Genomic DNA, 26,358 nt, shown 5'->3' with positions numbered 1-26,358 from the left:
AGCATTAAAAAAAGGGAGGCTAAGCCTCCCTTTTTTATGACTCAAAATTGATAATGGACACCAACGTTCATACCAAAGTCTTTGCTGACATTTTCACCTTTGCTGGTATCCACCTCTGCGTGCATCTGCCAACGGTCAGTCAATGTCCACGATACTCCGGCACCCACTTCGAACTGGCCACCCGACAGATCGTTATTGAACTTATTATCGTTGACCCGCACTTCGTTGTTTTTTACAAACTCGTTGGCGAGGGCGGCGCGCACATGAGGCTGAACGATACTGCCATCCGCCAAAGTCATACCCCTGCCTAGCGTTACACCCACCTTGCCAAGCAAAGAGCGCGTAGTGTCGGCGTCGGCGCGCAACCCGTTGTCCAGCGTATATTCCTTGCCTTGCACCGACGCACCCTGCCATTGAGTGAACACTTCAGCGTAGTAGCCCCCGCTGATCTCGATGTGTTTACCAAACTCCGCCGACGCACTCGCGCCAAGGTTGTTGTAATCGCCTTTGGTACGAGTGCCATCACTCATGGTCACTTTGGCATCGTTGCGAAAATGATTGAGTTTGGCCACCGTATCCAGGTAATAGCCACTCTCACCCAGCCACGTACCATAAACCCCGATCGAAGTACTGTCGATTTCGCCTGAACTTCCGCGCTTCAAGTCAAGATCGGACTTGCTGTACCCTGCGAAGACGCCGAGCAAAACTGTTTCACCCGCAAGCTGGATTGGTGTGTCCACACCCATGGACAATCCGTACTGATTTTGGCTGTAACCATCGCCATAAGCATTATTGCTGATGGAATATCGATTGCCATAAGAGCGAACCCAACCACCGGTCAGCCCGCTGTTATTGCGAAGATCGCCCATACGGTTGTTCAACGATGCCATCTCACCGTAGATGACCGTGGGTGCCGTGCCAAAAATAGCGAGTACCGAGCGTGTGGGGGTGCTGACAACGTCCCTGTCGGGCTGCAAATACCAGTCGTTTCCTTCCTTGATCAATTTGTAGGTGAATGCACCGGCATCCACTTTATCGTTGACCAGACCATATGCGGCAGTACCGGCGACGCTCTGCACCACTTTTATTGACGCATCGCTGACAGGATCAAGGCCGGTACTGGAAACCAATAACTGATGATTACCCGCGGCACTCCCCGTCACATTCAAAAGATCACTGATTCCCTTATTGAAATCGGTTCCGATCTCAAACGTGCCGCTGCCCGAGAGGTTCGCGACATTGAGCTGAAAGTATTGTTGTCCTTCGCCCATCTTAACCCTGCCGCCATTGGCGAGCGCCAGGTTATTAACAGACTGGCTCGCGGTCATTTGCCACAATGCCTGGTTGCTGATAGCAAAGTTGGAGACATCGCTGACTTGCCCCGTTAGTATCGACGCGTTATCCAACCGCAGTGTCGAAACACTGTTTGCCGCGCCGGAGATGTTGCCAGTCAAGACGCTTTGATTGTCGATCGTGGTATTGGCGACACCTTGCAACTCGCCGGCAAGGGTGGAGGCATTGTCGATCACGACAGCAGATGCTCCAATTATGTTGCCCGTCAGACGCGCTCGATTATTGAGCGTGGCGCTGGCAACGTTTTGCAAGTTGCCGGCCAAAGTCGCGTTGTTTTGCAGTGTGACGTTTGCCGAACTGCCCGAAACGACTTCAACGTTCCCCACCAAATCGCTATTGTCCACGACAAGATTCGCAGAAGCACCAGGGCCGACCTCGAGCAATGTGTTGTTTCCCCCGATCAAGGTGGAGCGATTCAGCACTGTGATATTAGCCACGGTAGGAAAATTCGGTGCATTGATGCCCACCAGGATGGCCGAGCCGCTAACTCCTTCAACTCGTGTACCGTCAAGCGTAATAGTTGACGGAATGACGGTTGCTACCTGGGTATCGGTCCCGACGGCCAGACCGTTATCCCCACCTGTGATAGTACTTGAGCTGGCCGATAGCGTGCCTTCAAGCAGTCGAATGCCAAAACTGGTGGCACCCGTGCCTTGCACCGTGGAATCCTGAATGTCGATTTTGCTGAACCGGTTGCCGGCGATTCCGCCTAGCAAACCTTGAACAACCGACCGGTTCCGCAAGGTTACCGCCGAACCACCGACGCTGGCGACTCCACGCACCGCAGATATAGCAGTACCGCCCGCACTGGTAACGGTAGAGCCACTCAATACGGCAGTAGCGTTGGTCAAGAACATAGCTTGCGAAGTTGCTGACGTAACAGTGGAATCTGTCAGGTTGACTGTGCTGCCCACCGTGGCAGCAATGGCGAGCGTATTGGCGCCAACGCCTATCAGCGAGGCATCGGGTTGAAGTTGCCAGGTTTCAAGGGGAGTGGTGGCGTCGATTGATGTTGTTGCGCCTGCCGGTACGGTCGCAGCGTAAGACAAACCCGAACCTAATAAACCAGGAACACATGACATTAAGAAAAAAGGGAGAGAAACTCTCGAAACAGCTGAATCTGATTTTGAAGACATATTTAAGCCCTAACTCGATAACATTTCCTGACGAACGCGTTTTGCCTGCAACTTCTAGTCGAGACTAATCCGAGACGGCCGCCAGACTACGGTTTACCAAGCCACATATATGTAGGAAAAGTCCTCACTGAGGTAGGACTTGTCTGCTTCTCACGTACGACGTTCTGTATTCGGATTAGGTAAATAATCGCCAGCGCTGATGGAAAAACTCCACTTGGTTCCACCAGCGCCGGCGAATTCACACTCCGATTTATGGGGTTGGCTCAGGCCGTTCAACTTCGCAGTACACCAGGCTTGAGTTCAGCAGCGCTACAGGGACAATTGTTTCGGAGGTGATTCCATTGACCGTGTAGGCAATGCGTGCGTAACGGGTGGCCGGACGAGTTCCCGGCGTGCTGCTCGGTAATTGGATCGTTTTGATCTTCTCATAATCTGTAAGACGGAACTCTAGATCCCCCGTTGCCGGCATCGGGGCTGAATCGGTGATACTGGTGCCGGGAATATCCGTACCAGCAGCCGTGTTGGTCGTGCGTCCAACGAACGCCAACTCGACGGTTGCCCCGCTCGGGATATTGGCATCGCGGCGAACGCGGATGCGCAAATTGCGCGGTTGATACGGCGGGATAGGACCGTTGGCTACAGCAGGATGATTCAGGCTCGGGCAGTTGATGCTGGTAACAATCCGCTCAGGCACAATTGCGCCACTTGCCGCTCGGAACGCCGACACAATGATTTGCGGCGCGGGCACGTTGATCACGATAGCTGTCACGTCGACACTTGTAGGCGTTTGCTGCTTCATCACATTGGCACTGCCCGGGAACTCGATTGTGATGTAGGCCTTGCGAGCGTTTGCCCCTGTGCCGTTGCCTTCCAGCCGAATGGTTTCCCAAGGTAATGGGGTCTGCACCGATGTGTCGCCAACCCGAACCGGAATCGGCTCGCCGACCTGTTTATCCTGGTAATAGAATTTGACGATTTCACGCCCGGTAACCGGACGATTCGGATCACTCCAGATTGGCCAGTTCATCGTCGCCGCAATGCCGGCCTGTGCCGGGCCCAGTGTGTTTGGTGCCGGTGCCGGAGTACCGGCCCCTTGCACCACGACTGGCACGATGTTGATGTTCGGCAGATCAGGCAAGTTGGGTTGCTCAGGCCCGGCATAGGAAAAGTCGACGACTGCAAAAATAGACAACGATGTTGGATTGGGGTTAATTGTTGAACGCTCTAATTCGTACCAGCACTCAAATTCCACCTCATCAGTCCCGTTGGGGTCACCAAAAAGGTCGGCCATGACGTCGAAATCTACTTCGAATCGCAGAGGACCGGCAGTGCCAGCTGCCGGAATCGACTGTTCAGGCAATCCAATCGGTGCCCCGGCCTGATCAGAAGTCAAGTAAGGAATGATTCGATCACCCGGAAGCGAATTCAACGGGAAGTCGATTTCGATGACGACCTTGGTGGGGTCGGCGGCAGTCGACAAGGTAATCGGGATAGTGCCAATAGCTCCTGTTACAGGAATTCTGGGTGCCGCCAAGACCGGTGCAGGTGTCTTGACGCGCCTGAACAGTGTGGTAATCGCTGCGTTATTGCTGATGTTGCCAGGTAAATCGGTAAGGTTGTAAGAATAAAAATACGACCCTTCATCCATTTTCGACAAGTAGTCAAGCGGCACGTTGATGACGCCACTTGTCGGCAATGGAAAATCTTCAACCACTGCACCTTCGCCTTGCATGAGAGAAAACGTGGTTTGCGAAGAAATGTAGAAATTAATCTTATCGTTGTTCGCTTCGAACTTCTGATAACTCGTAGGAATGACCAGATCCAGGCCACCGCTGTTGGCAGGATCCGCGAGCCAGGCGTCATCAATAACAGCGGGAAAGCCCGTACCCAAAGTCAATAATGCCGGGCGACCACCAGTACCGTTGGGACCACCGGGTTGACGTTGGTAAGGCGCGGTCTGATCAAGCAGAATTTCGGCATAGGGAGCGGAAGTATCGGTGTTTTCTGTCCCATCGTAAATGATGAAGCTCAACTCATAGGGCGTGTACTCACCGGTCGCACTAAAGACCTCCCTGACGCGATCAGGAATGACGATTTCAAAATTGACAGGAAAATCCCAATCCCCTTTCGGTTGCTCGGATCTCAACTTTGTAGCAACAACATATGTGGGGTCGTACTCGACAGGTACAATCCCTCTAGGAAAAAGATGAAGTTCAACGATCAATCCCCCTTCTGGGCCTTTGTCCTTAATATCTGCCAGCTGAACGGTTATTTTTTTATTAACAACCAGTTGCTCATGAGTCAGCCGACCATCCGGCAAAGCGTCTACAACCTTCGGAGGCAGTGCCAGTACACCCGTTCCGACTTTCGCTTGCATATTCATGTTCATACACTCCATCGTAATGCCATTTATTGGATGATTAACGTTATCGCCCGATAGAAAACTACGCGACGGCAGACTGCTCACTCCTTGGGCTAACGTCTTGTTGCTTTCAGAAACACTCAACGCACTTGTTACCGGCCCACAAAAATTAGTTTCACCAGAAATTACTCGGTCGAATTTGACCAAGCCTGTTTCTGACTTTCCCAAAGCGATGTTATTTCGATACAAGGTGTAGGTGGCAAGAGCAGAAGCTTTCCTTGCCATCGGTTCGATATATTGAGCGTAATATTGGGAATTCAGCTCAAACACGAATCCGTCAACTGAATTAGCTTCTGCCAGCGTAAGTGTTTTGGAAAAGCGTCCCGCTGTTCCTTCAATTGGGTTAACCCCATTGAGACTTTGAAAACCTTCCCAATCCAGAGAAGCAACGTCATTTTCGGCAAACCGTCCAGGCTGCGCGGGTACTTTTATCAGTACTGTTTCCCATACTTTGGGTACTGACATGCAATTGAGATATCCCCAGATAGTTGCACTTGGAAATTCTGGCTCCAACAAGTTGATGGGAGTTACTCGACTGACGACGTACCATTGCGGTAGGGACGTATCAAGGTTGCCAGTGTCTTCCGGAGTAATGCGATATCTGAGCCGGATATCGCCATCCCGCTGCAAGTATCGAGGTGGAAGGGTAAACAGGTCTGGAACGGTCACGGGTACTGGTAGACGTTCACGGTGAAAAATCTGCTCGTCTGCCTCTGGGGCTCCAGGTTCCAGAACCATTATTTCAAGCAAATCGCCGTTTCCGGGAATGATCGAGGGATTCGGCCACATGGGTATACGGATGATTACGCCGATAACCGGTGCGTTAGGTGGAAGTGCACCGCCGGTGCCGACACCATCGATAGTCAGAGGGACCGCGAACAGGCCGATGTTATTTGTTTCAGTGGAAAAAGAATTCATTGGCTGACGGCCCTGTGAAAATCCGTTCGTAACGCTGATGGAATTAAGCGCTCAGCGATCGGCCTTGCCTACTGTCAGATCTGACAGGTAAAGCGACCGCTCGTCGGAAACAGGGATCTCACACAGGTTGGTTTATGATTAAGACACCTTGACGTACGCACGCTGATTGGTGTTTCCTGAAACCGGTTTCAATGACATTTCAAACATTCCAACAACAAGAAAGTTGCTGCCTCGATGAACGACTTTTCCACCGCCCAGCGCAGCCGCGTCACCATGCTCGACGTCGCCGAACGCGCCGGCGTATCCAAGGCCAGCGTCTCGCGTTTCATCGGTGACGACCGCGCCCTGCTCTCCGATGCCATCGCCCTGCGCATCGAACAGGCGATCGATGAACTCGGCTACCGACCCAACCAGATGGCTCGTGGCCTGAAGCGCGGCCGCACGCGCCTGATCGGCATGTTGGTCGCCGATATCCGTAACCCTTATTCGATTGCCGTGATGCACGGGGTGGAAACTGCCTGCCGCGCGCACGGCTACAGCCTGGTGGTGTGCAACACCGACCGCGATGATGAGCAGGAACGCCAGCACTTGGCGTTGTTGCGCTCGTACAACATCGAAGGGCTGATCGTGAATACTCTCGGCCACCACCGTGACGAATTGCATGAGCTGCGCCGGGAGATGCCGCTGGTGTTGGTGGATCGCAAAGTCGATGGACTCGACAGTGACATGGTCGGTCTGAACAACCCGCAAGCAGTGGAAATGGCCGTCGCGCATCTTGAGCAGCGTGGCTATCGCGATGTGTTGTTGATCACCGAACCCTACGATGGCACCAGTTCACGGATCGAACGGGTGAGCAGTTTTCAGGCGAAGGTTGCGCAGCGCACGGCGTTGAGCGGCTCAGTCGTGGAAACGGGCGCAGGTCTCGGCGCCCATCTTCAAACTTTTTTGAATCAATCCACCGACAGTCCCAAAGCGCTGTTTTGCGCCAACGGTGTCGCGGCGCTGGCAGCGACCACGGCGTTGCGCGAAATCGGCTGCCGGTTGTTCGAAGATGTGGGCCTGATCGCCCTGGATGATCTGGATTGGTATCCGTTGGTGGGCAGCGGAATTACCGCGCTGGCCCAGCCGACACAAGAGATTGGCGCGCGGGCGTTTGAGTGTCTGCTCAGGCGCTTGCGTGGGGATGATGAGGCGGCGCGCAGGCTGGATTTTGCGCCGGTGCTGATTGAGCGCGGCTCTACCCTGGGGATTCGTGGTGTTTGAGCTGACGCTATCGCTGGCAAGCCAGCTCCCACGGATCCGGGTCGTTCACAAGATTGTTGTACACCCCCAATAACTGTGGGAGCTGGCTTGCCAGCGATGAGGCCCGAAAAAACAACTCAGAACCATCTGATATTTTTTTGAACAAAAATGAAACCGGTTTCAGAGGTCAATAACAATGAACATACCCGCCGTTTCCATAAGCCTTTCCAGTTACGGTGCCGAGCTTGTGCGCCTGCGTGGGCAAGGTTCTTTTATCGATGTGCTAGCCGCCGCCGGGGCCAGTCGCATCGAGTGGCGTGAAGAACTGCTGACTTGTGAAGACCCCACTGAACTCGCGCAAGCAACGCAATCACAAGGCTTGCAAAGCATCTACTCGTCGCCGGTAGAACTGTGGCTCGCAGGTCAGTCGCAACCTAATCCCGAATTGATTACCGCCCTGCAACAGGCTGAAGCTTTTGGCTCGAAATGGCTGAAAGTCTCGCTCGGCTATTTTACCGACACTAATGATTTGCAAGCGCTAGGCGAGCGCCTGAAGCACAGCCCGGTGCAATTGCTGGTGGAAAACGATCAGACCTTGCACGGCGGTCGCATTGAACCGTTCCAGCGCTTCTTCGCCGCCGTCGAACAGCACAATCTGCCGGTCAGAATGACCTTCGACATCGGCAACTGGCATTGGCAGGACCAGTCCGCCGCCAGCGCCGCGCGGCTGCTCGGTCGCCACGTCGGCTATGTGCACTGCAAAGCCGTGGCGCGTCGCCCCGACGGCAAACTTGTCGCGGTGCCCCCCGCCGTCAGCGACCTTCACGTGTGGGAACAACTGCTGCGGCACATGGACCAAGGCGTTATGCGCGCCGCCGAATATCCGTTGCAAGGCGATGACCTGGTGCAGCTGACCACCGAGCACGTCGCCGCCCTCGCCCGCCTCGGTCAATCGCGCCTGGAGCCTGCTCATGTCTGAGATCGATATTCTTTCGTTCGGCGAAACCATGGCCATGCTGGTCGCCGAGCAGACCGGCGATCTGGCCACGGTCGAGCAATTTCACAAGCGCATTGCCGGTGCCGACAGCAACGTCGCGATTGGCCTTTCGCGTCTGGGTTTCAATGTCGCCTGGCTCAGTCGCGTCGGCGATGATTCGCTCGGGCGCTTCGTGGTGCAGACGTTAGCCAACGAAGGTCTGGATTGCAGCCACGTCGCCGTCGATCAACATCATCCGACCGGTTTCCAGTTCAAGTCCCGAAGCGACGACGGCAGCGATCCTCAGGTTGAGTACTTCCGGCGCGGCTCGGCGGCCAGTCATCTGGCGCCGCAATCGATCAGCGAATCATTGCTCAACGCTCGGCATCTGCATGCCACGGGCATTCCGCCCGCGCTGTCCGCGACCGCACGAGAAATGTCTTTTGAACTGATGAGCCGCATGCGCAATGCCGGGCGCAGTGTGTCGTTCGACCCGAATCTGCGCCCGAGCCTGTGGGCCAGCGAGCGCGAGATGATCACCGAGATCAATCGCCTCGCCGCCCTCGCCCACTGGGTTTTGCCGGGGTTGAGCGAAGGTCGATTGCTTACCGGGTTTGAGGATCCGGCGGACATCGCCGCGTTCTATCTCGATCAGGGCGCCGAGGCGGTAGCAATCAAACTGGGTCCGGAGGGTGCGTATTACCGAACTCATCTGGCCCAGGGATTTGTCGCCGGAGTACCGGTGGCCAAGGTTGTCGACACGGTGGGTGCCGGTGACGGCTTCGCGGTCGGGATGATCAGCGCATTGCTCGAACACCAGAGTTTCGCCGAGGCGGTGCAGCGGGCGAACTGGATTGGCAGTCGTGCGGTGCAGAGTCGCGGGGATATGGAAGGCCTACCCACCCGCCTAGAATTATCGGTTGAATTTGAAACCGCCTTCGCTGGCAAGCCAGCTCCCACAGGGTTTGGTGGTGCGCACACAACCTTTGACACACCCACGACACCTGTGGGAGCTGGCTTGCCAGCGATGAGGCCCTGACAAGCGCTACAAGAATTTGAACCTGCTGCGACAAAAACAACAAGCTCAGGAGTCACACCGATGAAAACTGCAACCCTCGCCGCCCGCCGCTGGTGGTACATCATGCCAATCGTGTTCATCACCTACAGCCTGGCGTATCTGGATCGCGCCAACTACGGATTTGCCGCGGCATCGGGCATGGCCGAAGACCTGATGATCACACCTGGCCTGTCCTCGCTGCTCGGCGCGCTGTTCTTCCTCGGCTACTTTTTCTTCCAGGTGCCGGGGGCGATCTACGCGCAGAAACACAGCGTGAAAAAGCTGATTTTCGTCAGCCTGATCCTCTGGGGCGGGCTCGCCACGTTGACCGGCGTGGTCTCGAACGCTTATTGGCTGATCGTCATCCGCTTCATGCTCGGCGTGGTTGAAGCGGCCGTGATGCCGGCGATGCTGGTGTATCTGTGCCATTGGTTCACCCGCGCCGAACGTTCGCGGGCCAACACCTTTCTGATCCTTGGCAACCCGGTGACCATGCTCTGGATGTCGGTGGTGTCGGGATACCTGGTGCAGCATTTCAGCTGGCGCTGGATGTTCATCATCGAAGGATTGCCGGCGGTGCTTTGGGCGTTTATCTGGTGGCGTCTGGCCGATGATCGTCCGTCCCAGGCCAAGTGGCTCAACGATCAGGAAAAGCAGGATCTGGAAAGCGCTCTTGCCGCCGAACAGGTCGGCATCAAAGCCGTGAAGAATTACGCCGAAGCGTTCCGGTCGCCGAAGGTGATCATCCTCGCGTTGCAGTTTTTCTGCTGGAGCATCGGCGTTTACGGTTTCGTCTTGTGGCTGCCGTCGATCCTCAAGGCTGGCGCGCAAATGGACATGATCGAGGCGGGTTGGCTGTCGGCGTTGCCATATCTGGCGGCGGTAATCGGCATGCTCGCGGTGTCGTGGGGTTCGGACAAACTGCAGAAACGCAAACGTTTCGTCTGGCCACCGCTGTTGATCGCCTCGATCGCGTTTTACGGTTCGTACGCGCTGGGCGCCGAACACTTCTGGTGGTCGTACACGCTGTTGGTGATTGCCGGCGCCTGCATGTATGCGCCTTATGGCCCGTTTTTCGCCATCGTTCCAGAGATTCTGCCAGCCAACGTCGCGGGCGGCGCCATGGCGTTAATCAACAGCATGGGCGCGCTCGGTTCGTTTGGCGGTTCGTATCTGGTTGGTTATCTGAACAGCTCCACCGGTTCGCCCGGCGCGTCCTACCTGTTGATGAGTGGCGCGTTGCTGCTGTCGGTGGTGCTGACGATTTTCCTCAAGCCCGGCGCCAGTGATCGCGTCGTCGCCAAAGCCGTCGCCACACCCCGTGTGCCGGCGCATTCCTGAAGGGACTTTTTGCCATGAAAAAACAGGTCGTGCTGTACAAGAAACTTTCGCCCGCGCTGATGGCCCGGCTGCAACAACAGTTTGAGGTGACGCTGATCGAAAACCTCGACGCCGACGGCCTCATGCAATTGCGTGACGCCCTGCCCCGGGCTCACGGGCTGCTCGGTGCCAGCCTAAAACTCGACGCGACGTTGCTCGATCTGGCGCCGCAGCTTGAGGCCGTCGCCAGTGTTTCGGTGGGCGTCGACAACTACGACATCGACTACCTGACCCGGCGCAATATTCTCCTGACAAATACGCCAGACGTACTCACCGAAACCACCGCCGACACTGGTTTTGCCTTGATCCTCGCCGCTGCTCGCCGCGTGGTGGAACTGGCGACCATGGTGCGCAGCGGCCAATGGAGCCGCAACCTTGGCCCGGCCCACTTCGGTACCGATGTGCATGGCAAGACGCTAGGCATCATCGGCATGGGCCGCATCGGCGAAGCGCTGGCCCAGCGTGGCCATTTCGGCTTTGGCATGCCGGTGCTTTATCACAGCACCTCGCGCAAACCGGCAGTCGAGGCGCGATTCGATGCGCAATACCGCAGCCTCGAGGATTTGCTCGGACAATCGGATTTCATCTGCCTGACCTTGCCCCTCACACCGCAGACCGAACGGTTGATCGGCGCCGAGCAATTCGCGCTGATGCGACCGGAGAGCATCTTCATCAACATTTCACGGGGCAAAGTCGTGGATGAGGCGGCGATGATCGAGGCATTGCGCAATAACCGCATTCGCGCGGCAGGTCTCGATGTGTTTGAGCGTGAGCCGCTGGGTCATGACTCGCCGTTGTTGCAGCTCAATAATGTGGTGGCGACGCCGCACATGGGTTCGGCAACACATGAAACGCGCGAGGCGATGGCGCGGTGTGCGGTGGAGAATTTGCTGGCGGCGTTGAATGGTGAGAAGCCGGCGAATCTGGTGAATCCGCATTAAGCGCTGGCTGTGATACCGCTTCGCGAGCAGGCTCGCTCCCACATTTGAAATGCATTCCACTGTGGGAGCGAGCCTGCTCGCAAAAAGGCATTTACAGATTCCGCAAAATCATCAGGCCCTGCGCGCTTGCAGCAGCTGCGCCGCGCACAAGGCGATCCGCGAACAGGCATCCGCCAGTTTCACCCGATCCACCACCAGGCCAATCCGAATGTGCCCCGCCGCACTCGGCCCGAACGCTTCGCCAGCCAGCACGGACACCCCGTAACCCTCCAGCAAACGCTCGGCAAACGCCTGAGCGCCGAGGCCGGTTTCGCGCACATCGACCATGACGAACATGCCGCCATCGGGGCGAATCGGATACAAACCCGGACAACCGCTCAAGCGCTCGCATACCAGATCGCGACGCAGGCGATATTCCTCGCGCATCTGCGTCACTTCCGGCAGTTGCGAAGCCAGCGCAACCTCCGCGGCTTTTTGCACGAAATCCGGCAGTCCGAACAGCATGCTCAACGACAGATTGACCAAATGCTCGGCCAGCGATTTTGGACCGATCATCCAGCCGATGCGCCATCCGGTCATGGCATGAGATTTCGACAGGCTGTTGATCGTCGCCGTACGCTCCGCCATTCCCGGCAGACTCGCCGGGCTGATGTGCTGGCCTTCATAGAGCAGGTCGCTGTAAACCTCGTCGCTGATCAGCCACAAGTCATGGCGGATGCACAACGCCGCAAGCTCTTGCCAGATCAATAGCGAAAGGCTCGCGCCTGAGGGATTGTTGGGACTGTTGAACAGCATGGCGCGGGTCTTGGGGGTGATGCGTGCGGCGACATCCGCCGGATCGACGCGGAACCCGTTTTCCGGACGCACCGGCACGGGCACCACCGTCGCGCCGCACGCGCCAAATACGCCTTCGTAGGTGACATACATCGGCTCGGCGACGATCACTTCATCGCCTGGATCGAGCAGGCATTGCACCACCGAATACACCGCGCATTGCGCGCCGGGCATGACAATCACATGGTCGGCATCGACAATCTGACCGCTGCGCCGCCGATGGCGCTCGGCGATCAACTCGCGCAGCGTGGTGCGCCCACGGACTTCGGAATAATGCGTGTCGCCCGCCAACAGGCTGTCGATGGCGCCGTGAATGATCGGCAACGGCGTATCGAAATCCGGGTCGCCGACACTCAACAACAACACATCGACACCCTCGGCGCGCAACTCCAGCGCTCGATCGTGAATCTGCCAGGCAGCGGCTCCTTCCCCGGCAATTCGTTGGGTCAAGGCTGAATAGCGCATGTACGTCTCCTGTTAGCGCGGTTTCCAGCCTTCACCGTATCTCAAATCACGAAACGCGCCACCATCGCATTCAAATCTACCGCCAGCCGTGACAGCTCATGGGTCGCGGCGCTGGTCTGATTGGCCCCTGCGGCCGATTGCGTGGCCAGATCACGAATATTCACCAGATTGCGATCGACTTCCCGCGACACTTGCGCCTGTTCTTCCGAAGCGCTGGCGATCACCAGATTGCGCTCGTTGATCTGGTGGATCGACTGAGTGATCTGCTCCAGTGCAACGCCAGCGGCGCGCGCCATTTCCAGCGTCGACTGGGTGCGCTGGTTGCTCTGCTGCATCGAAGAAACCGCTTCGCCGGTGCCATTTTGAATGCCGGCGACCATTTTTTCGATTTCCTGGGTCGATTGCGCGGTGCGATGCGCCAACGCCCGAACCTCGTCGGCGACCACGGCAAAACCGCGCCCGGCCTCACCGGCACGCGCGGCTTCGATGGCGGCGTTGAGGGCGAGCAAGTTGGTCTGCTCGGCGATGGCGCGGATGACGTCGAGCACTTTGCCGATATCGCGTCCTTGCGCGGCGAGGCCTTCGATCATGTGCGCGGTGTTCTGTACGTCGTGGGTCATGGTCTGGATCGCATCGACGGTTTTCACCACTTGATCGCGGCCTTCGCGCGCGGCGTGGGTCGACTGGTTCGAGGCTTCGGAAGTCGACACGGCGTTACGCGCCACTTCTTCGACGGCGGCGGTCATTTCGTTGACCGCCGTGGCGGCTTGTTCGATCTCGTTGTTTTGCTGCTGCAAACCGCGGGACGCTTCTTCGGTCACGGCACTGAGTTCCTCGGCAGCGGCGCCCAGTTGCGTGGCGGAGCCGGCGATCTGTTCGATAGTCTTGCGCAGATTGGTCTGCATCGCGGCCAAGGCTTCGAGCAGGCGCGCCGGTTCGTCCTTGCCGTCGATTTCGATGGCTTTGCTCAGGTCGCCGCCGGCAATGGTTTGCGCTGCGAGTACCGCACGATTGAGCGGCGTGACGATGCTGCGGGTCAGCAACAAGGCGAGCAACACCGTGGCCAGCGCGGCGATCACGGCGACGATGATGATCCCGATGATGGCGCTGTCGTAATGTTCGCCCGCTTGCCTGGCCGCCGTCTTGGCATCGGCGGCGTTGAACGCGATCAGCTTGTTGAGCTGCTCGCCCATCTGATCGGTGCCTTCCTTGATGCGCGTGTTGATCAGCGTGCGCAGCCCTTCGATGTTGTCCTGACACGACAGCTCGATCATCTGGTTCTGCGCTTGCAGGTAGTTGTCCAGCGTGGTCGAAAAGGTCTGGTAAGTCTCACGCTCCTCCGGTCCCGCTGGCAGCGCGGCATAGCTGGCCTGGGCTTTGCGGACTTTTTCGACCAGCGTGGCGATGCGCGTTTGCGCTTCTTGCAGACTGGCCGGGTCACGGTTGACCAGCACACGGAACGAGAGGATGCGCATGCGCAAGACGTTTTCCGTGACCACGCTGAGGTGGGTCACGCTGGGCAGTTGCGTCGAGTCCATGTCGATGGAAGCCTGACGGATGACGGTCATGCGGCTGACGGCGAACACGCCGAGGATGATCACCAGCAAGGCGATAAAGGCAAAACCGAGGAAAGCACGGGGCGCGATATTCAGGTTACGCAGAGACATGGTCGGACTCTCGAAAGAAAGAAACTACGAGCGTCCATGCCGTGATCACTGGCCCATCGGGCGGGCTTCAGTCCGGCGTCACTGGTTGGAATGTTTTGTGCGCGCCTGAACGTTGTATCGGCCAGGCTTGAGAAAGATTTGGGGGATGCGGTAAATATTTCCTGCCCGCGCGATGAGCGGATTGTGTAGGAGCTGCCGCAGGCTGCGATCTTTTGATCTTGTTTGCAGAGACCAACCTCAAAAGATCGTCCAATCGCGGCCCGAGCCTACGGCAGCTCCTACACGGGTTCGTTTAGCGAGCCAGTTGCCAAAGGCGAGCGATATCCGTGGCGCGCTCGCGTAACAGGCGCGGCGCTTCGGCGCACGCTTGCTCGAGGGTCATCGGGCCGCTGGTCAGCGCAAATGCTGCATCGATACCGTGCTCGTAGAGTTCCTGATACCCGTCGCCCAGAGTCCCCGCAATGACAATGACCGGGACGCGATGTTGCTTGGCAATTCGCGCCACGCCGAAAGGGGTTTTGCCGCGCAAGGTCTGCGCATCGAACCGCCCTTCCCCGGTTATCAGCAGATCCGCGCCCTCGACGGCTTGAGCGAGACCAACGAGTTCGGCGACCACTTCGACTCCCGCCTGAAACTGCGCACCGAGAAATGCCTTGGCCGCGAACCCCAGACCACCCGCCGCACCACTGCCCGGTTCATCGCGCACATCCTTGCCCAGCGCCTGGGCGCACAGGTCAGCGAAATGCCCCAAGGCTTGATCGAGTTGCTGCACCTGCGTCGGCGAAGCGCCTTTTTGCGGGCCGAAAATCGCTGAGGCGCCGTGGGGGCCGCAGAGTGGATTATTGACGTCGGCAGCGATATCGAAACGCACCTGCGCCAGCCTTGGGTCGAGCTGACTGAGATCAAGCCGCGCCAAGTGGGCCAAGGCCAAACCACCCGGCACCAGCGGCTGATCTTGCGCATCCAGCAGTTTGACGCCAAGCGCCTGCATGGCCCCGGCGCCGCCGTCGTTGGTCGCACTGCCGCCAATCGCCAGGATCACCCGCTGCGCCCCCGCATCAAGAGCGGCACGGATCAGTTCGCCGGTGCCGAAAGTGCTGCTGATACATGCATCGCGCTGCCCCGGCGGGACCAACTGCAAACCACTGGCCTCGGCCATTTCGATGATCGCGGTGTAATTGTGTGGCAACCAGCCCCACGCGGCATCGACCGGCGCACCCATCGGACCACGAACGCGGGTACGGCGCAGTTCGCCTTCGCAGGCGGCAAGAATCGACTCGACCGTGCCTTCACCGCCGTCGGCCATTGGGCATTTCACCAGCGTGGCGTCGGGCCAGACCTGCGCCAGACCGAGGGCGATGGCTTCGGCAACGCCTTGCGCACTCAGGCTGTCCTTGAACGAATCGGGGGCGATGACGATCTTCATGCGAATTCTCCGGTGGCATTGGCCCTCATGCTGCCAGTCGGCATGGGCGTTGACGCCGGTCGGCTGCACAAGGGCTGGAGATGATTGTTGTTCATTTTCACAAATGACCGGTGTTGGATGTTCCGGCCTATTCGCGAGCAGGCTCGCTCCCACATTTGAAATGCATTCCCCTGTGGGAGCGAGCCTGCTCGCGAAGGCTTCCTTAAAGGCGCCCAATCAATTCGGATCAGTCTGCGGCAGCAACTGCACTCCAAGATACAGCGCCAACATCCCGTCCAGCTTCAACGGATCAACGCCACTCAACTCGGCAATGCGCTCCATGCGATAGCGCAGGCTGTTGCGGTGAATGCCCAAGGCATCGGCGCAGGCCTGACTTTGCCCGTCGTGTTCGCACCAACTGCGCAGCGTCGCCAGCAACTGGCCGTTGCTGTCCTTGGCGATGACCTTGCGCAACGGCTTAAGCAATTCGTCCAGCGCGTCATCATTGCGGTGACGCCACAGCATCACCGGCAAGCGGTAGCGATTCAGCGTCAGCACGCGTGAATGCGGCAACACATCCCGGCCATAAGCAAGCAAATCACCGACCCGCCGATAACAGCGACGCAACCCGGCCAAGCCTTCCGCCTGCCCACCCACGGCAATGCGCAGAATGTTCCAACCCAGTCCATCCAGTTTTTCCAGCAGGCGATCGTGCTCCACGTTATGGCCCGCCGGACGGCACCACAGCAGCGAGGATTTCGCTGAACTCACGCACCAGCTGTCGGGATACCGCGAGTTCAGCCATGCACTCAACGCATCGACCGTTTGCCCCGGGCCATGCTCGACACCCAGCTCGAACAGATACGGCACCCGCGTCAATTGCGGCTTGAGGCCGAGTTGCTGCGCCTCATCAACCAGGCGCGGCGAATCACCCGCCTCGCTCAACAGCAACGCCAGCAGGTCATCGCAACGCTGGCGTCGCCATTGCTGCTCGGCCTGCTGATTACGTTGACCGACGAGCATCTCGGCCGTCATGCGTACCAGCTCGGCGTAAGTGCGCAGTTGTTCCGGCTCGCCAGTGATGCCCAGCACCCCGATCAAACGTTGATCGAGCAACAGCGGCAGGTTGATCCCCGGTTGCACGCCTTTGAGATGCACCGCGGTTTGCGCGTCGATTTCCACCACGCGACCGTTGGCGAGCACCAGTTGCGCGCCTTCGTGACGGGTGTTGATGCGCTCCGGCTCGCCGCTGCCGAGGATCAGGCCCTGGCTGTCCATGACGTTGACGTTGTACGGCAAAATGGCCATGGCCCGGTCGACGATGTCCTGGGCGAGGTCGTGATCGAGTTCGAACATAGGCGGCAAAATCCTTGAAAACACGCGCGGACGGTTGTTCACCCGCACAGGGTCTGGCGGCAAACCCTGTGCTCAGGCACAAAGACAATCCGGCCAAAGGTGGCCGAGACTCTCGGGGCGATCAACGTTAACCTTTGCATCGCAAAAAATCATAATAAAGAGAGAGCCGCTATGTCGCAGAGCGCCGCAGCTACCCAGACCATCGACGACGATAAAAACGCCGTTTATAAACGCATCACCCTGCGTTTAATCCCCTTCATTTTCATCTGCTACCTGTTCAACTATCTCGACCGGGTCAACGTTGGATTCGCCAAACTGCAGATGCTCGATGCACTGAAATTCAGCGAAACCGTGTACGGCCTCGGTGCCGGTATCTTCTTCATCGGCTACGTACTGTGCGGCGTGCCGAGCAACCTGGCCTTGACCAGATTCGGTCCGCGACGCTGGATCGCGCTGATGATGATCACTTGGGGCACGCTGTCGACCTGCCTGTTGTTCGTCACTACGCCCAGCGGTTTTTACACGCTGCGTTTGTTTACCGGTGCGGCCGAAGCCGGGTTCTTCCCAGGCGTCGTACTGTATCTCTCGCAGTGGTTCCCGACCTTCCGCCGTGGGCGGATCATGGCGTTGTTCATGTCGGCCATCCCGGTTTCCGGTTTGCTCGGCAGTCCGTTTTCCGGCTGGATTCTCAATCATTTTGCCGCAGGTCAGGGTGGCTTGGCCGGTTGGCAGTGGATGTTCCTGCTGCAAGGGATTCCCACGGTGATCCTTGGCGCCCTCGCCTATTTTCTCTTGAGTGACAGCTTCGCCAACGCCAAGTGGCTCACCCCACACGAGCGCGCAGTGCTTGAAGCGGATCACGCCGAAGACCTGGCCAACAAACCGAAAACCGCCACCGACTCGTTGCTGGCGGTGTTCAAGAACCCGGCGATCTGGGCGTTCGGTTTGATCTACTTCTGCATCCAGAGCGGCGTGTACGCGATCAACTTCTGGCTGCCGTCGATCATCAAGAACCTCGGTTTCAGCGATAACCTGGTGATCGGCTGGTTGAGTGCGATTCCTTATCTGTTGGCGGCGGTATTCATGTTGCTGGTCGGGCGTTCGGCGGATCTGCGCAAGGAACGTCGCTGGCACCTGGTAGTGCCGATGCTGATGGGCGCGATCGGTCTGGTCATCGCGGTGAATTTCGCCGCCAACCCGGCGATCGCCATTCTCGGTCTGACCATCGCGACCATGGGCGCGCTGACCGGTTTGCCGATGTTCTGGCCGGTGCCGACCGCCATGTTGAGTGCGGGCGCTGCGGCCAGTGGCCTGGCGTTGATCAACTCGATGGGGCAGATGGCGGGTTTTCTCAGTCCGTATCTGGTGGGCTGGGTCAAGGACAGCACGGGCTCGACGGATGCCGCGTTGTATGTGCTGGCGGCGGTGATTGTTGGCGGTAGTCTGTTGGCGTTGCGGATGACGCGAACGTTGCGGGCTTAAACAGACGCGGGAATTAAAAGATCGCAGCCTGCGGCAGCTCCTACAGGAAACGCAATCCCTTGTAGGAATCGCCGCAGGCTGCGGTCTTTTTGCGTTTACCGGGATAAACAATTCACTTTGCGCTTGGTAAGCCATCTGATATTTGTCTGGGACTTCCCACCGACAAAAGGATTTCGGCATGAGCTATCGCACACTGGGTCACTCAGGGCTGCAGGTGTCCACCCTCACCCTCGGCACGATGATGTTTGGCGAGCAGACCAGCGCAGAGGATTCGCTGCGCATCATCGACAAGGCTTGGGATCAAGGGATCAATTTCATCGATACGGCCGACGTCTACACCAATGGCCGCTCCGAGGAAATCGTTGGCGAGGCGATTGCCCGTCATCGGCATGAGTGGGTACTGGCAACCAAGGTCGGCTTCGGTCCGGTAGACGGTTTGCCGAATCGCAGCGGTCTGAGCCGCAAACATATTTTCAATGGTCTGGAAGCCAGCCTGACCCGCCTGGGCACTGACTATCTCGACATCTATTACCTGCATCGCGAAGACCACAACACGCCGTTGGAAGTCAGCGTTTCGGCAATTGGCGATCTGATTCGTCAGGGCAAGATCCGCTATTGGGGCCTGTCGAACTACCGCGGTTGGCGGATTGCCGAGGTGATTCGCATCGCCGACCAACTCGGGGTCGACCGGCCGGTGATCAGCCAGCCGCTGTACAACATCGTCAACCGTCAGGCCGAAACCGAACAAATCACCGCCGCACAAACCTACGGCCTCGGCGTGGTGCCCTACAGCCCGCTCGCCCGTGGCGTGCTCAGCGGCAAGTACGCGCCGGACGTCACACCGGACGCCAACAGCCGCGCGGGGCGTCAGGACAAGCGCATTCTGGAAACCGAGTGGCGCGTTGAATCGTTGCGCATCGCCCAGCCGATCCATCAGTACACCGAACAACGCGGCGTCGGCATGGTTGAGTTCGCGATTGCCTGGGTGTTGAACAACAGCGCGGTGACGTCGGCGATTGTCGGGCCGCGGACGGAAGGACAATGGGATGCTTACACCAAGGCGCAAACGGTGAACATCACGGCGCAGGATGAGGCATTTATCGACTCACTGGTCACGCCCGGACATTCTTCGACGCCGGGGTTCAACGATGTGAGTCATTTCGTGTCAGGCCGTAAACCGCGTCAGGTTTAAGGTTTCCCCTCCCTCATCAACAGCCGATACAATCGGCTGTTTTTCATGGAATTGATCGCGATCAAACGGAATCTGCTTGATCGTACTGACACGGCCCGGAATATATCAATGTTCAACCGCCCCATCGAATTAGCGTGGAAACCTCTGCGCGCGTCGCTGTTCAACCTGTTCAGCACCAAAAACAGCCTGGGCATACAGGCGGTGCCAGGGTCGACCGTAACGCCTGGTGTGGGCAAAGCCTCAATTGAATACCGCGCTGATATCGACGGTCTTCGTGCCGTCGCGGTGCTGCTGGTGTTGATTTTTCACGGGGGGCTGACGCTGCTTCCTGCCGGGTTCATCGGGGTCGATATATTTTTCGTCATCTCCGGATACCTGACCACCTCGATCATTCTCAAGTCACTGGATAACGGTAGCTTCAGTTTCTCCGGCTTTTACACGCGGCGGATCTGGCGCTTGCAACCAGCGATCATCGCCTTGCTAGTCGTCACCCTGGTGGTCACCACGCTGCTGTACTTGCCGAACGATTACGTCGATTTTCTCAAAAGCGAGAAGTACACCTCGCTGCTCATCTCCAACCAGTACTTCGCCAAAGCGACCACAGGTTACGCCACGCCGGATGCGGCAAATCTGCCACTGCTGCACACCTGGTCGCTGGCGATCGAGTGGCAGTGGTATCTGCTCTTGCCCCTGGGGCTCTGGCTGCTCCACCGCTATGTTGCGAAAAAAATCTTCAAGGCGACCGTCCTCGCTCTGACTATCGCGGCGATGGCCTTGGCGCTGTATTTGTCGTACACGCACCCCGAGCAAAACTACTATTTTTTCACTGCACGCATTTTTGAATTGATGATCGGCTCCTGCGCCGTGATCTTCAGCACCGAGACATTGCGCCTCAATCGCCTCAGCGCTTCGCTGATCGGCGCACTGTCGCTGGCCACGATCGCCTACTGCGCGACCCGCGACGACATCCTCTCGGGCTTTCCCAGCTATCACGCCATCGCGGTGTGCCTTGCGACTGCCGCCTTGCTGTTTCGCGGGATCGGCGATGTCAGCTTCACGGCGAAATTACTGGCGTTCAAACCTCTGGTCTTCATAGGCACGCTCTCGTATTCCATTTACTTGTGGCACTGGCCGATCCTCGCGGTAATGAACGACCTGGGCATCGAGTTGACTCCGCCAGTGACGGTCTTTTATTTCGTTGCCAGCTTCGTGACTGGTTACTTGTCCTTTGTCCTGATCGAAAACAGATTCCGAAAAGCTCGGGCCAGCTTTGCCAAAACGCTTGTAGTGTTGGTGATCGTGCCCGCTATCGCCCTGTCGTTCCTCCACGCGGCAGGCCAAAAGCACGAGGGCTGGCCGGGTCGCTTTGGCACTGAAACCCGTCAGCTGTTCGACCGCTTGAACGCGGCGGTTCCAGCCGCCAGGGAAAAGTGCCTGGGGGTCAGCGACGGCGCCGATCCGGACTGTCTGTTCGGCGCCGTAAAAGCCGCGCCGCAGGTGTTTCTTATGGGTGACTCCTATTCGAATCAGTACTGGGGGTTCGTCGATACGCTGGCCAAAGATGCCGACCTTTCCGTCCTCGCGCAGGCGTACCCGGCGTGTCTGGCGTTGCCTGACCTCTATTTATACGACTGGTATAAATACAAAAAGGCGCTGTATCAAAAGTGCCACGATGCTGCTCAGCGCTACTATGAGATCATCAGGAATAACGCCTTCCAGTACGTGATCATCGGACATTTCTGGGAGGGTTACATGTCCGATGCCATCGTCACCCGCCTGGATGACCCGCGCAGCATCGAACTGTCACGCCAACGCATGGCCGTGGCGATTCGCCAAGCGTTGGACACCATCGTGACTACCGGCGCAACCCCCATTCTTCTGAAGAGCACCCTGCCCATGCCAGCGGGCATCAATGAATGCCTGTTTAAACAGATCAAATTGCGCGGGCTGTTCGGCAGCGCGGAGCAAAGTCGTCAATGCGCCTTGACGCCGTGGTCAGGCGCGCAAGACCCGGGACTGGAAAAGCTTTTCATTGAACTGCAGGCGGAGTATCCAAGCCTGATCATCGTCGACCCGAAAAGCGTGCAATGCGAAGGGCAAACTTGCATGACCACCGTCGATGATTTGCCGGTTTATCGCGACATCGGCCATATCACCGATGATGCGTCGTACCAGTTCGGCGAGATGTACATTCAGCGCTTTGGCAACCCACTGATCAAACCTCACTGACTACACTCCTCCAGGCGCTGCCGAAACCTCGGTTCACTGCAGCGCCTTCATTGGTGAGAACGGGTTGTTGTAAATATTGAGCAACCGGCCAATATTCAGCACAAAAACCACGTATCCTTCGCCCCCGTTTGACCCACCCGCCCGCGAGGACAGCTTGTCTAAAGGTATCGCTCTATCGGTTTCAGCCTCGGTGCTGTTTGCCGTCATGTATTACTACACCTCGCTGCTCACCCCACTGAGCGGCGTGGAAATTTTCGGTTGGCGAATGCTGCTGACCGTGCCCTGCATGACCGTATTCATGCTGGTTTCCAGCGAATGGCGACGGGTGCTGGAGCTGGTCCGACTGATGACGGCGAAGCCGAAACTGATCGCCGGGCTGATGGTCTCTTCCGCCTTGCTTGGCGTGCAGTTGTGGCTGTTCATGTGGGCACCGCTCAACGGCTACAGCCTGGATGTGTCGCTGGGCTATTTCCTGCTGCCTTTGGCGATGGTGCTGACCGGGCGTATTGCCTATGGCGAGAGCCTGTCGTATCTACAGAAAATCGCGGTGTTCTTTGCCAGTCTCGGTGTGTTGAACGAGCTGTATCAGGTCGGCGGATTTTCCTGGGCAACGCTGGTCGTGGTCGTTGGCTACCCGCTGTATTTCGTGCTGCGCAAATACCTGAAAACCGACCACCTCGGCGGCCTGTGGGTCGACATGACGCTGATGCTGCCGGTGGCGTATTGGTTCGTTCAGGGCGGCGACCAGGGCTTGGCTGTGTTTGATCAATATCCGGGGCTGATGTGGCTGATTCCACTGCTCGGGCTGATCAGTGCCTCGGCGCTGGTGGTTTACATCATCGCCAGCCGCTTGTTGCCGTTCAGTCTGTTTGGTTTGTTGAGTTACGTTGAGCCGGTGCTGTTGCTCGCGGTGGCGCTGTTGCTGGGCGAGAGCATCGAGGCAGGTGAGTGGCTGACCTACATTCCGATCTGGGCCGCGGTGGTGGTGCTGATATTCGAAGGCTTCAAACACTTGATGCGGCAGCGTCGGCTCTAAAAACAAAAGATCGCAGCCTTCGGCAGCTCCTACAGGAAAAACGCATTCCAAATGTAGGAGCTGCCGAAGGCTGCGATCTTTTGATGTTGAAAAAAATCCCGGCACTGCATCTCTGCAGGCCGGGATTTTTTCATTTCAGCTACGGATTATTCCGTGGTCAGCACACCACGACGCACCTGGTCACGCTCGATTGATTCGAACAAAGCCTTGAAGTTGCCCTCACCGAATCCGTCATCGCCCTTGCGCTGAATGAATTCGAAGAACACCGGGCCCATCAGGGTTTCCGAGAAGATCTGCAGCAGCAGACGCTTGTCGCCCTGCTCCGATGCACCATCAAGCAGGATGCCACGCGATTGCAGCTGATCGACCGGCTCGCCGTGGTTCGGCAGGCGCCCCTCAAGCATTTCGTAGTAAGTGTCCGGCGGCGCCGTCATGAAGCGCATGCCGATTTTCTTCAACTGGTCCCAGGTCTTGATCAGGTCATCAGTGAGAAACGCGACGTGCTGAATGCCTTCACCGTTGAACTGCATCAGGAATTCTTCGATCTGCCCGGCGCCCTTCGACGACTCTTCGTTCAACGGGATGCGGATCATGCCATCCGGCGCTGTCATCGCCTTCGAGGTCAGGCCGGTGTATTCGCCCTTGATGTCGAAGTAGCGGATCTCGCGGAAGTTGAACAGCTTCTCGTAGAAGTTCGCCCAGTAGGCCATGCGACCGCGATACACGTTATGCGTCAGGTGATCGATGATCTTCAGGCCTGCACCGACCGGGTTGCGGTCAACGCCTTCGATAAAGACGAAGTCGATGTCGTAGATCGAGCTGCCTTCGCCGAAACGGTCGATCAGGTACAGCGGCGCGCCGCCAATGCCTTTGATCGCCGGCAGGTTCAGCTCCATCGGGCCGGTTTCGATGTGAATCGGCTGAGCGCCGAGTTCCAGCGCGCGGTTGTAAGCCTTTTGCGAATCCTTGACGCGGAACGCCATGCCGCAGACGGACGGGCCGTGTTCGGCGGCGAAGTACGAAGCAACGCTGTTGGGTTCGTTATTGAGGATCAGGTTGATCGCGCCCTGACGGTACAGGTGCACGTTCTTGGAACGGTGGCTGGCGACTTTGGTGAAGCCCATGATCTCGAAGATCGGCTCCAGAGTGCCCGGCGTCGGCGACGCGAACTCGATGAACTCAAAGCCCATCAGGCCCATTGGGTTTTCGTATAAATCTGCCATGGTGGCGCCTCATCATTTCTTATCAATTAACCAGAGTTATTTGTCAGTCATGCGAGGTTGCGGGGTGGCGCGCAGGAAATGCCGCGCACACTGCGGGCAAGGAAGTCACCATAGATCAGTTGAAACCCGAATATCTTCATTGTCGACCCAAGGCTCTTGCGGGCGAGGCTTCTGCTGCCAGAAGACGATTATTATTGTATGCGTAAACCGATTCTACACAGCGTAAATAGGCTTGTCTGCCCTCTCTATAAAATCCGCTTTTTCCTGACCGGCGCAAGGGGTTTGTGCGTACGAAGATCAGCCCATGCGCGGCGCAAGCGGCATCCGCCATCTATCCTTCCTCTGGCTCGATATTTTCAGCGGCGCGCCGTTGCCCGGCCAGTGCTCAAAAGCCTCACTCATCGCGACAGGATGCGCCCATGCCGTTGACCGTCAGACCTCGCAGCAAACGCAGCACCCGTATCGCCGTCACGCTGTTGAGCGGCTTGCTGCCAGTGGTGCTGGGCAGCGTGATTCTCTACGTGCAGGCCGAACGCACACTCGAGCAGAGCGCCCGACACACAGCCGAAGAGGCACGGCGTCAGTTCGACCTGATGCTCGACAACACCGAGCAAGCGGCGCGGGATTTGTTGCCGCTGGCCGGTCAGACCTGCGAAGAGGTCAAACTGGCCTTGCGCGAGCAGGTCACACGCCGCCCTTTCGTGCGCTCGACCAATCTGGTGTGGGACAACAACCTCTATTGCAGTTCGCTGTTCGGCGACTTTAACGAGGCAGTGAATACCGGAGATTATCATCAGGGCAAATTGTGGCTCATGAACGGCAACCCGGTGACGCCCAACACGGCATTGCTGGTGTATCGTCTCAGCGATGGTCGCGGCGGTGCTCTGACGACGTTGGACGGTTACCATCTGACCAACATCTTGCGCTTGATCGGCCGGCAGACCTTGCTGGTGCTGCAAGTCGGCGACAATTGGCTCTCGGTCGATGGCCAAGTGCACGATGGCGCTCTGCCCGTGATCCCCGTTGCACTCAGCCAGTCAGTGTCCCAGCGTCACGCGTTCAGCGTGTCGGCGGGCTTCCCGCAAGGCGAAGTCTGGCGCTACATGGCGGAGGAATACCCACCGCTGTTCAGCCTGCTGATATTTTTTGGCGCGGTCTCGGCTGCCATTGGCCATGTGTTGCAAAAACGCTCGACCTCGCCGAGCCATGAAATGCAGCGTGCGCTGGATGCCGGCGAGTTCATTCCGTATTTTCAGCCAGTGGTGCATGGTGACAGCAGACAATGGTCGGGCGCCGAGGTGTTGATGCGCTGGAACCATCCCAAGGAAGGACTGGTGCGCCCCGATCTGTTCATCCCGTTTGCCGAACATTCGGGTCTGATCGTGCCTATGACCCGCGCGCTGATGCAGCAGACCGCCGCCCTGCTCGGCCCGCAATCGGCGATGCTGCCGCAGCCTTTTCATATCAGCATCAACATCACGGCAAGCCATTGTCGGGATCTGGAGCTGGTGGAAGACTGCCGCGAATTCCTCGCAGCTTTCGCGCCGGACAGCATCAGGCTGATTTTGGAGCTGACCGAACGGCAATTGATTGAGCCAACTGACATCACCCACCAGCTGTTCGAGCAGTTGCATGGCCTGGGCGTGAAGATTGCCCTCGACGACTTCGGCACCGGTCATTCAAGCCTGGGCTACCTGCGCAAATTCAATGTCGACTTTCTCAAGATCGATCAGAGCTTCGTTGCGATGATCGGCATCGACGCGCTTTCTCGACATATTCTCGACACGATCATCGAACTTTCGGCGAAGCTTGATCTAGGTATTGTTGCCGAAGGTGTCGAAACTCAAGAGCAGGCGGAATATCTGACCGCTCATCACGTCAACTTTCTGCAGGGCTATCTGTTCGGAAAACCCATGCCGGCAGGGGAATTTCTTCGCGCATTAAGTCACGATTAACTAAGCCAGGTTTTAGCTGAACACACCGACGAAACGCACCAAATTGATTCAAAAAACAACTGCCGTTACATGCAGGCAACATCAGGATT

At 57.7% G+C, this 26,358-nt stretch carries 17 protein-coding genes; 10 read left to right on the top strand and 7 right to left on the bottom strand.

Going from position 1 to position 26,358, the window contains the following annotated elements; translation table 11 throughout:
- Nucleotides 1–41: 41 nt before the first annotated feature.
- Both EL257_RS12930 and EL257_RS12925 read right to left on the bottom strand, forming a co-directional pair.
- A complete protein-coding gene (locus EL257_RS12930; protein ID WP_126363075.1) occupies nt 42–2,489 on the bottom strand; it encodes an autotransporter outer membrane beta-barrel domain-containing protein in 2,448 nt (815 codons plus the stop codon).
- A gap of 250 nt (nt 2,490–2,739) precedes the next feature.
- Nucleotides 2,740–5,829, bottom strand: a complete 3,090-nt coding sequence (locus EL257_RS12925) for a hypothetical protein (protein WP_126363073.1) — start codon at nt 5,827–5,829, stop codon at nt 2,740–2,742.
- Between the two features lie 234 nt (nt 5,830–6,063).
- Here EL257_RS12925 and EL257_RS12920 point away from each other — a divergent pair, with 234 nt between their 5' ends.
- The 5 genes from EL257_RS12920 (at nt 6,064) to EL257_RS12900 (ending at nt 11,425) form a co-directional block, all read left to right on the top strand.
- Nucleotides 6,064–7,092: a LacI family DNA-binding transcriptional regulator gene (locus EL257_RS12920; protein WP_126363072.1), complete on the top strand. Its 1,029-nt coding sequence runs from the start codon at nt 6,064–6,066 to the stop codon at nt 7,090–7,092.
- 175 nt (nt 7,093–7,267) lie between these two features.
- Complete coding sequence (locus EL257_RS12915) at nt 7,268–8,050, top strand: sugar phosphate isomerase/epimerase family protein (protein WP_126363070.1); 783 nt, start codon at nt 7,268–7,270, stop codon at nt 8,048–8,050.
- Nucleotides 8,043–9,086: a sugar kinase gene (locus tag EL257_RS12910; protein ID WP_126363067.1), complete on the top strand. Its 1,044-nt coding sequence runs from the start codon at nt 8,043–8,045 to the stop codon at nt 9,084–9,086. The genes EL257_RS12915 and EL257_RS12910 overlap by 8 nt, the downstream gene beginning before the upstream one ends.
- Before the next feature lie 60 nt (nt 9,087–9,146).
- Entirely contained in the window at nt 9,147–10,445 is a 1,299-nt protein-coding gene (locus tag EL257_RS12905) for an MFS transporter (RefSeq protein WP_126363065.1), read from the top strand.
- A 14-nt stretch (nt 10,446–10,459) separates the two neighbouring features.
- A complete protein-coding gene (locus EL257_RS12900) occupies nt 10,460–11,425 on the top strand; it encodes a 2-hydroxyacid dehydrogenase (protein WP_126363063.1) in 966 nt (321 codons plus the stop codon).
- Between the two features lie 111 nt (nt 11,426–11,536).
- Here the strand turns inward: EL257_RS12900 and EL257_RS12895 are convergent, their stop codons facing one another.
- From EL257_RS12895 to EL257_RS12880, 4 genes are all read right to left on the bottom strand, one after another.
- Nucleotides 11,537–12,724 (bottom strand): pyridoxal phosphate-dependent aminotransferase, encoded by a 1,188-nt coding sequence (locus tag EL257_RS12895; RefSeq protein ID WP_126363061.1) that lies wholly within the window; start codon nt 12,722–12,724, stop codon nt 11,537–11,539.
- 41 nt (nt 12,725–12,765) lie between these two features.
- Entirely contained in the window at nt 12,766–14,391 is a 1,626-nt protein-coding gene (locus EL257_RS12890) for a methyl-accepting chemotaxis protein (RefSeq protein WP_126363059.1), read from the bottom strand.
- A 292-nt stretch (nt 14,392–14,683) separates the two neighbouring features.
- A complete protein-coding gene (locus EL257_RS12885) occupies nt 14,684–15,817 on the bottom strand; it encodes a glycerate kinase (RefSeq protein ID WP_126363057.1) in 1,134 nt (377 codons plus the stop codon).
- Between the two features lie 216 nt (nt 15,818–16,033).
- Entirely contained in the window at nt 16,034–17,152 is a 1,119-nt protein-coding gene (locus tag EL257_RS12880) for a sugar diacid recognition domain-containing protein (RefSeq protein ID WP_126363055.1), read from the bottom strand.
- Between the two features lie 171 nt (nt 17,153–17,323).
- Here EL257_RS12880 and EL257_RS12875 point away from each other — a divergent pair, with 171 nt between their 5' ends.
- The 4 genes from EL257_RS12875 (at nt 17,324) to rarD (ending at nt 23,091) form a co-directional block, all read left to right on the top strand.
- Complete coding sequence (locus tag EL257_RS12875; protein WP_126363053.1) at nt 17,324–18,634, top strand: MFS transporter; 1,311 nt, start codon at nt 17,324–17,326, stop codon at nt 18,632–18,634.
- Between the two features lie 178 nt (nt 18,635–18,812).
- Nucleotides 18,813–19,826, top strand: coding sequence for an aldo/keto reductase (locus EL257_RS12870; protein ID WP_126363051.1), 1,014 nt, complete (start codon nt 18,813–18,815; stop codon nt 19,824–19,826).
- 108 nt (nt 19,827–19,934) lie between these two features.
- Nucleotides 19,935–22,055, top strand: coding sequence for an acyltransferase family protein (locus tag EL257_RS12865; RefSeq protein ID WP_126363049.1), 2,121 nt, complete (start codon nt 19,935–19,937; stop codon nt 22,053–22,055).
- Nucleotides 22,056–22,209: 154 nt separating this feature from the next.
- Nucleotides 22,210–23,091, top strand: coding sequence for an EamA family transporter RarD (gene rarD, locus EL257_RS12860; protein ID WP_126363047.1), 882 nt, complete (start codon nt 22,210–22,212; stop codon nt 23,089–23,091).
- Between the two features lie 146 nt (nt 23,092–23,237).
- On the opposite strand, the gene hppD is transcribed toward rarD, so the two are convergent.
- Nucleotides 23,238–24,314 carry a 4-hydroxyphenylpyruvate dioxygenase gene (hppD, locus tag EL257_RS12855; protein WP_126363046.1) on the bottom strand — a complete coding sequence of 359 codons (1,077 nt, stop codon included), beginning with the start codon at nt 24,312–24,314 and terminating at the stop codon, nt 23,238–23,240.
- 419 nt (nt 24,315–24,733) lie between these two features.
- Here hppD and EL257_RS12850 point away from each other — a divergent pair, with 419 nt between their 5' ends.
- A complete protein-coding gene (locus tag EL257_RS12850) occupies nt 24,734–26,269 on the top strand; it encodes an EAL domain-containing protein (protein WP_126363044.1) in 1,536 nt (511 codons plus the stop codon).
- Nucleotides 26,270–26,358 lie beyond the last annotated feature (89 nt).

This window comes from Pseudomonas fluorescens (genome assembly GCF_900636825.1).
GTDB classification, from domain to species: domain Bacteria; phylum Pseudomonadota; class Gammaproteobacteria; order Pseudomonadales; family Pseudomonadaceae; genus Aquipseudomonas; species Aquipseudomonas fluorescens_BG.
The sequence above is the reverse complement of the archived record's forward strand: the minus strand, read 5'-3'. Positions and strand labels throughout refer to the sequence as shown.

Coding starts and splice junctions, on each gene's coding strand:
- hppD (WP_126363046.1), bottom strand. CDS start 24,314: ATGGCAGATTTATACGAAAACCCAATGGGCCTGATGGGCTTTGAGTTC.
- EL257_RS12895 (WP_126363061.1), bottom strand. CDS start 12,724: ATGCGCTATTCAGCCTTGACCCAACGAATTGCCGGGGAAGGAGCCGCT.
- EL257_RS12885 (WP_126363057.1), bottom strand. CDS start 15,817: ATGAAGATCGTCATCGCCCCCGATTCGTTCAAGGACAGCCTGAGTGCG.
- EL257_RS12870 (WP_126363051.1), top strand. CDS start 18,813: ATGAGCTATCGCACACTGGGTCACTCAGGGCTGCAGGTGTCCACCCTC.
- EL257_RS12875 (WP_126363053.1), top strand. CDS start 17,324: ATGTCGCAGAGCGCCGCAGCTACCCAGACCATCGACGACGATAAAAAC.
- EL257_RS12925 (WP_126363073.1), bottom strand. CDS start 5,829: ATGAATTCTTTTTCCACTGAAACAAATAACATCGGCCTGTTCGCGGTC.
- EL257_RS12930 (WP_126363075.1), bottom strand. CDS start 2,489: ATGTCTTCAAAATCAGATTCAGCTGTTTCGAGAGTTTCTCTCCCTTTT.
- EL257_RS12905 (WP_126363065.1), top strand. CDS start 9,147: ATGAAAACTGCAACCCTCGCCGCCCGCCGCTGGTGGTACATCATGCCA.
- EL257_RS12910 (WP_126363067.1), top strand. CDS start 8,043: ATGTCTGAGATCGATATTCTTTCGTTCGGCGAAACCATGGCCATGCTG.
- EL257_RS12890 (WP_126363059.1), bottom strand. CDS start 14,391: ATGTCTCTGCGTAACCTGAATATCGCGCCCCGTGCTTTCCTCGGTTTT.
- EL257_RS12900 (WP_126363063.1), top strand. CDS start 10,460: ATGAAAAAACAGGTCGTGCTGTACAAGAAACTTTCGCCCGCGCTGATG.
- EL257_RS12865 (WP_126363049.1), top strand. CDS start 19,935: ATGTTCAACCGCCCCATCGAATTAGCGTGGAAACCTCTGCGCGCGTCG.
- EL257_RS12920 (WP_126363072.1), top strand. CDS start 6,064: ATGAACGACTTTTCCACCGCCCAGCGCAGCCGCGTCACCATGCTCGAC.
- EL257_RS12915 (WP_126363070.1), top strand. CDS start 7,268: ATGAACATACCCGCCGTTTCCATAAGCCTTTCCAGTTACGGTGCCGAG.
- EL257_RS12880 (WP_126363055.1), bottom strand. CDS start 17,152: ATGTTCGAACTCGATCACGACCTCGCCCAGGACATCGTCGACCGGGCC.
- EL257_RS12850 (WP_126363044.1), top strand. CDS start 24,734: ATGCCGTTGACCGTCAGACCTCGCAGCAAACGCAGCACCCGTATCGCC.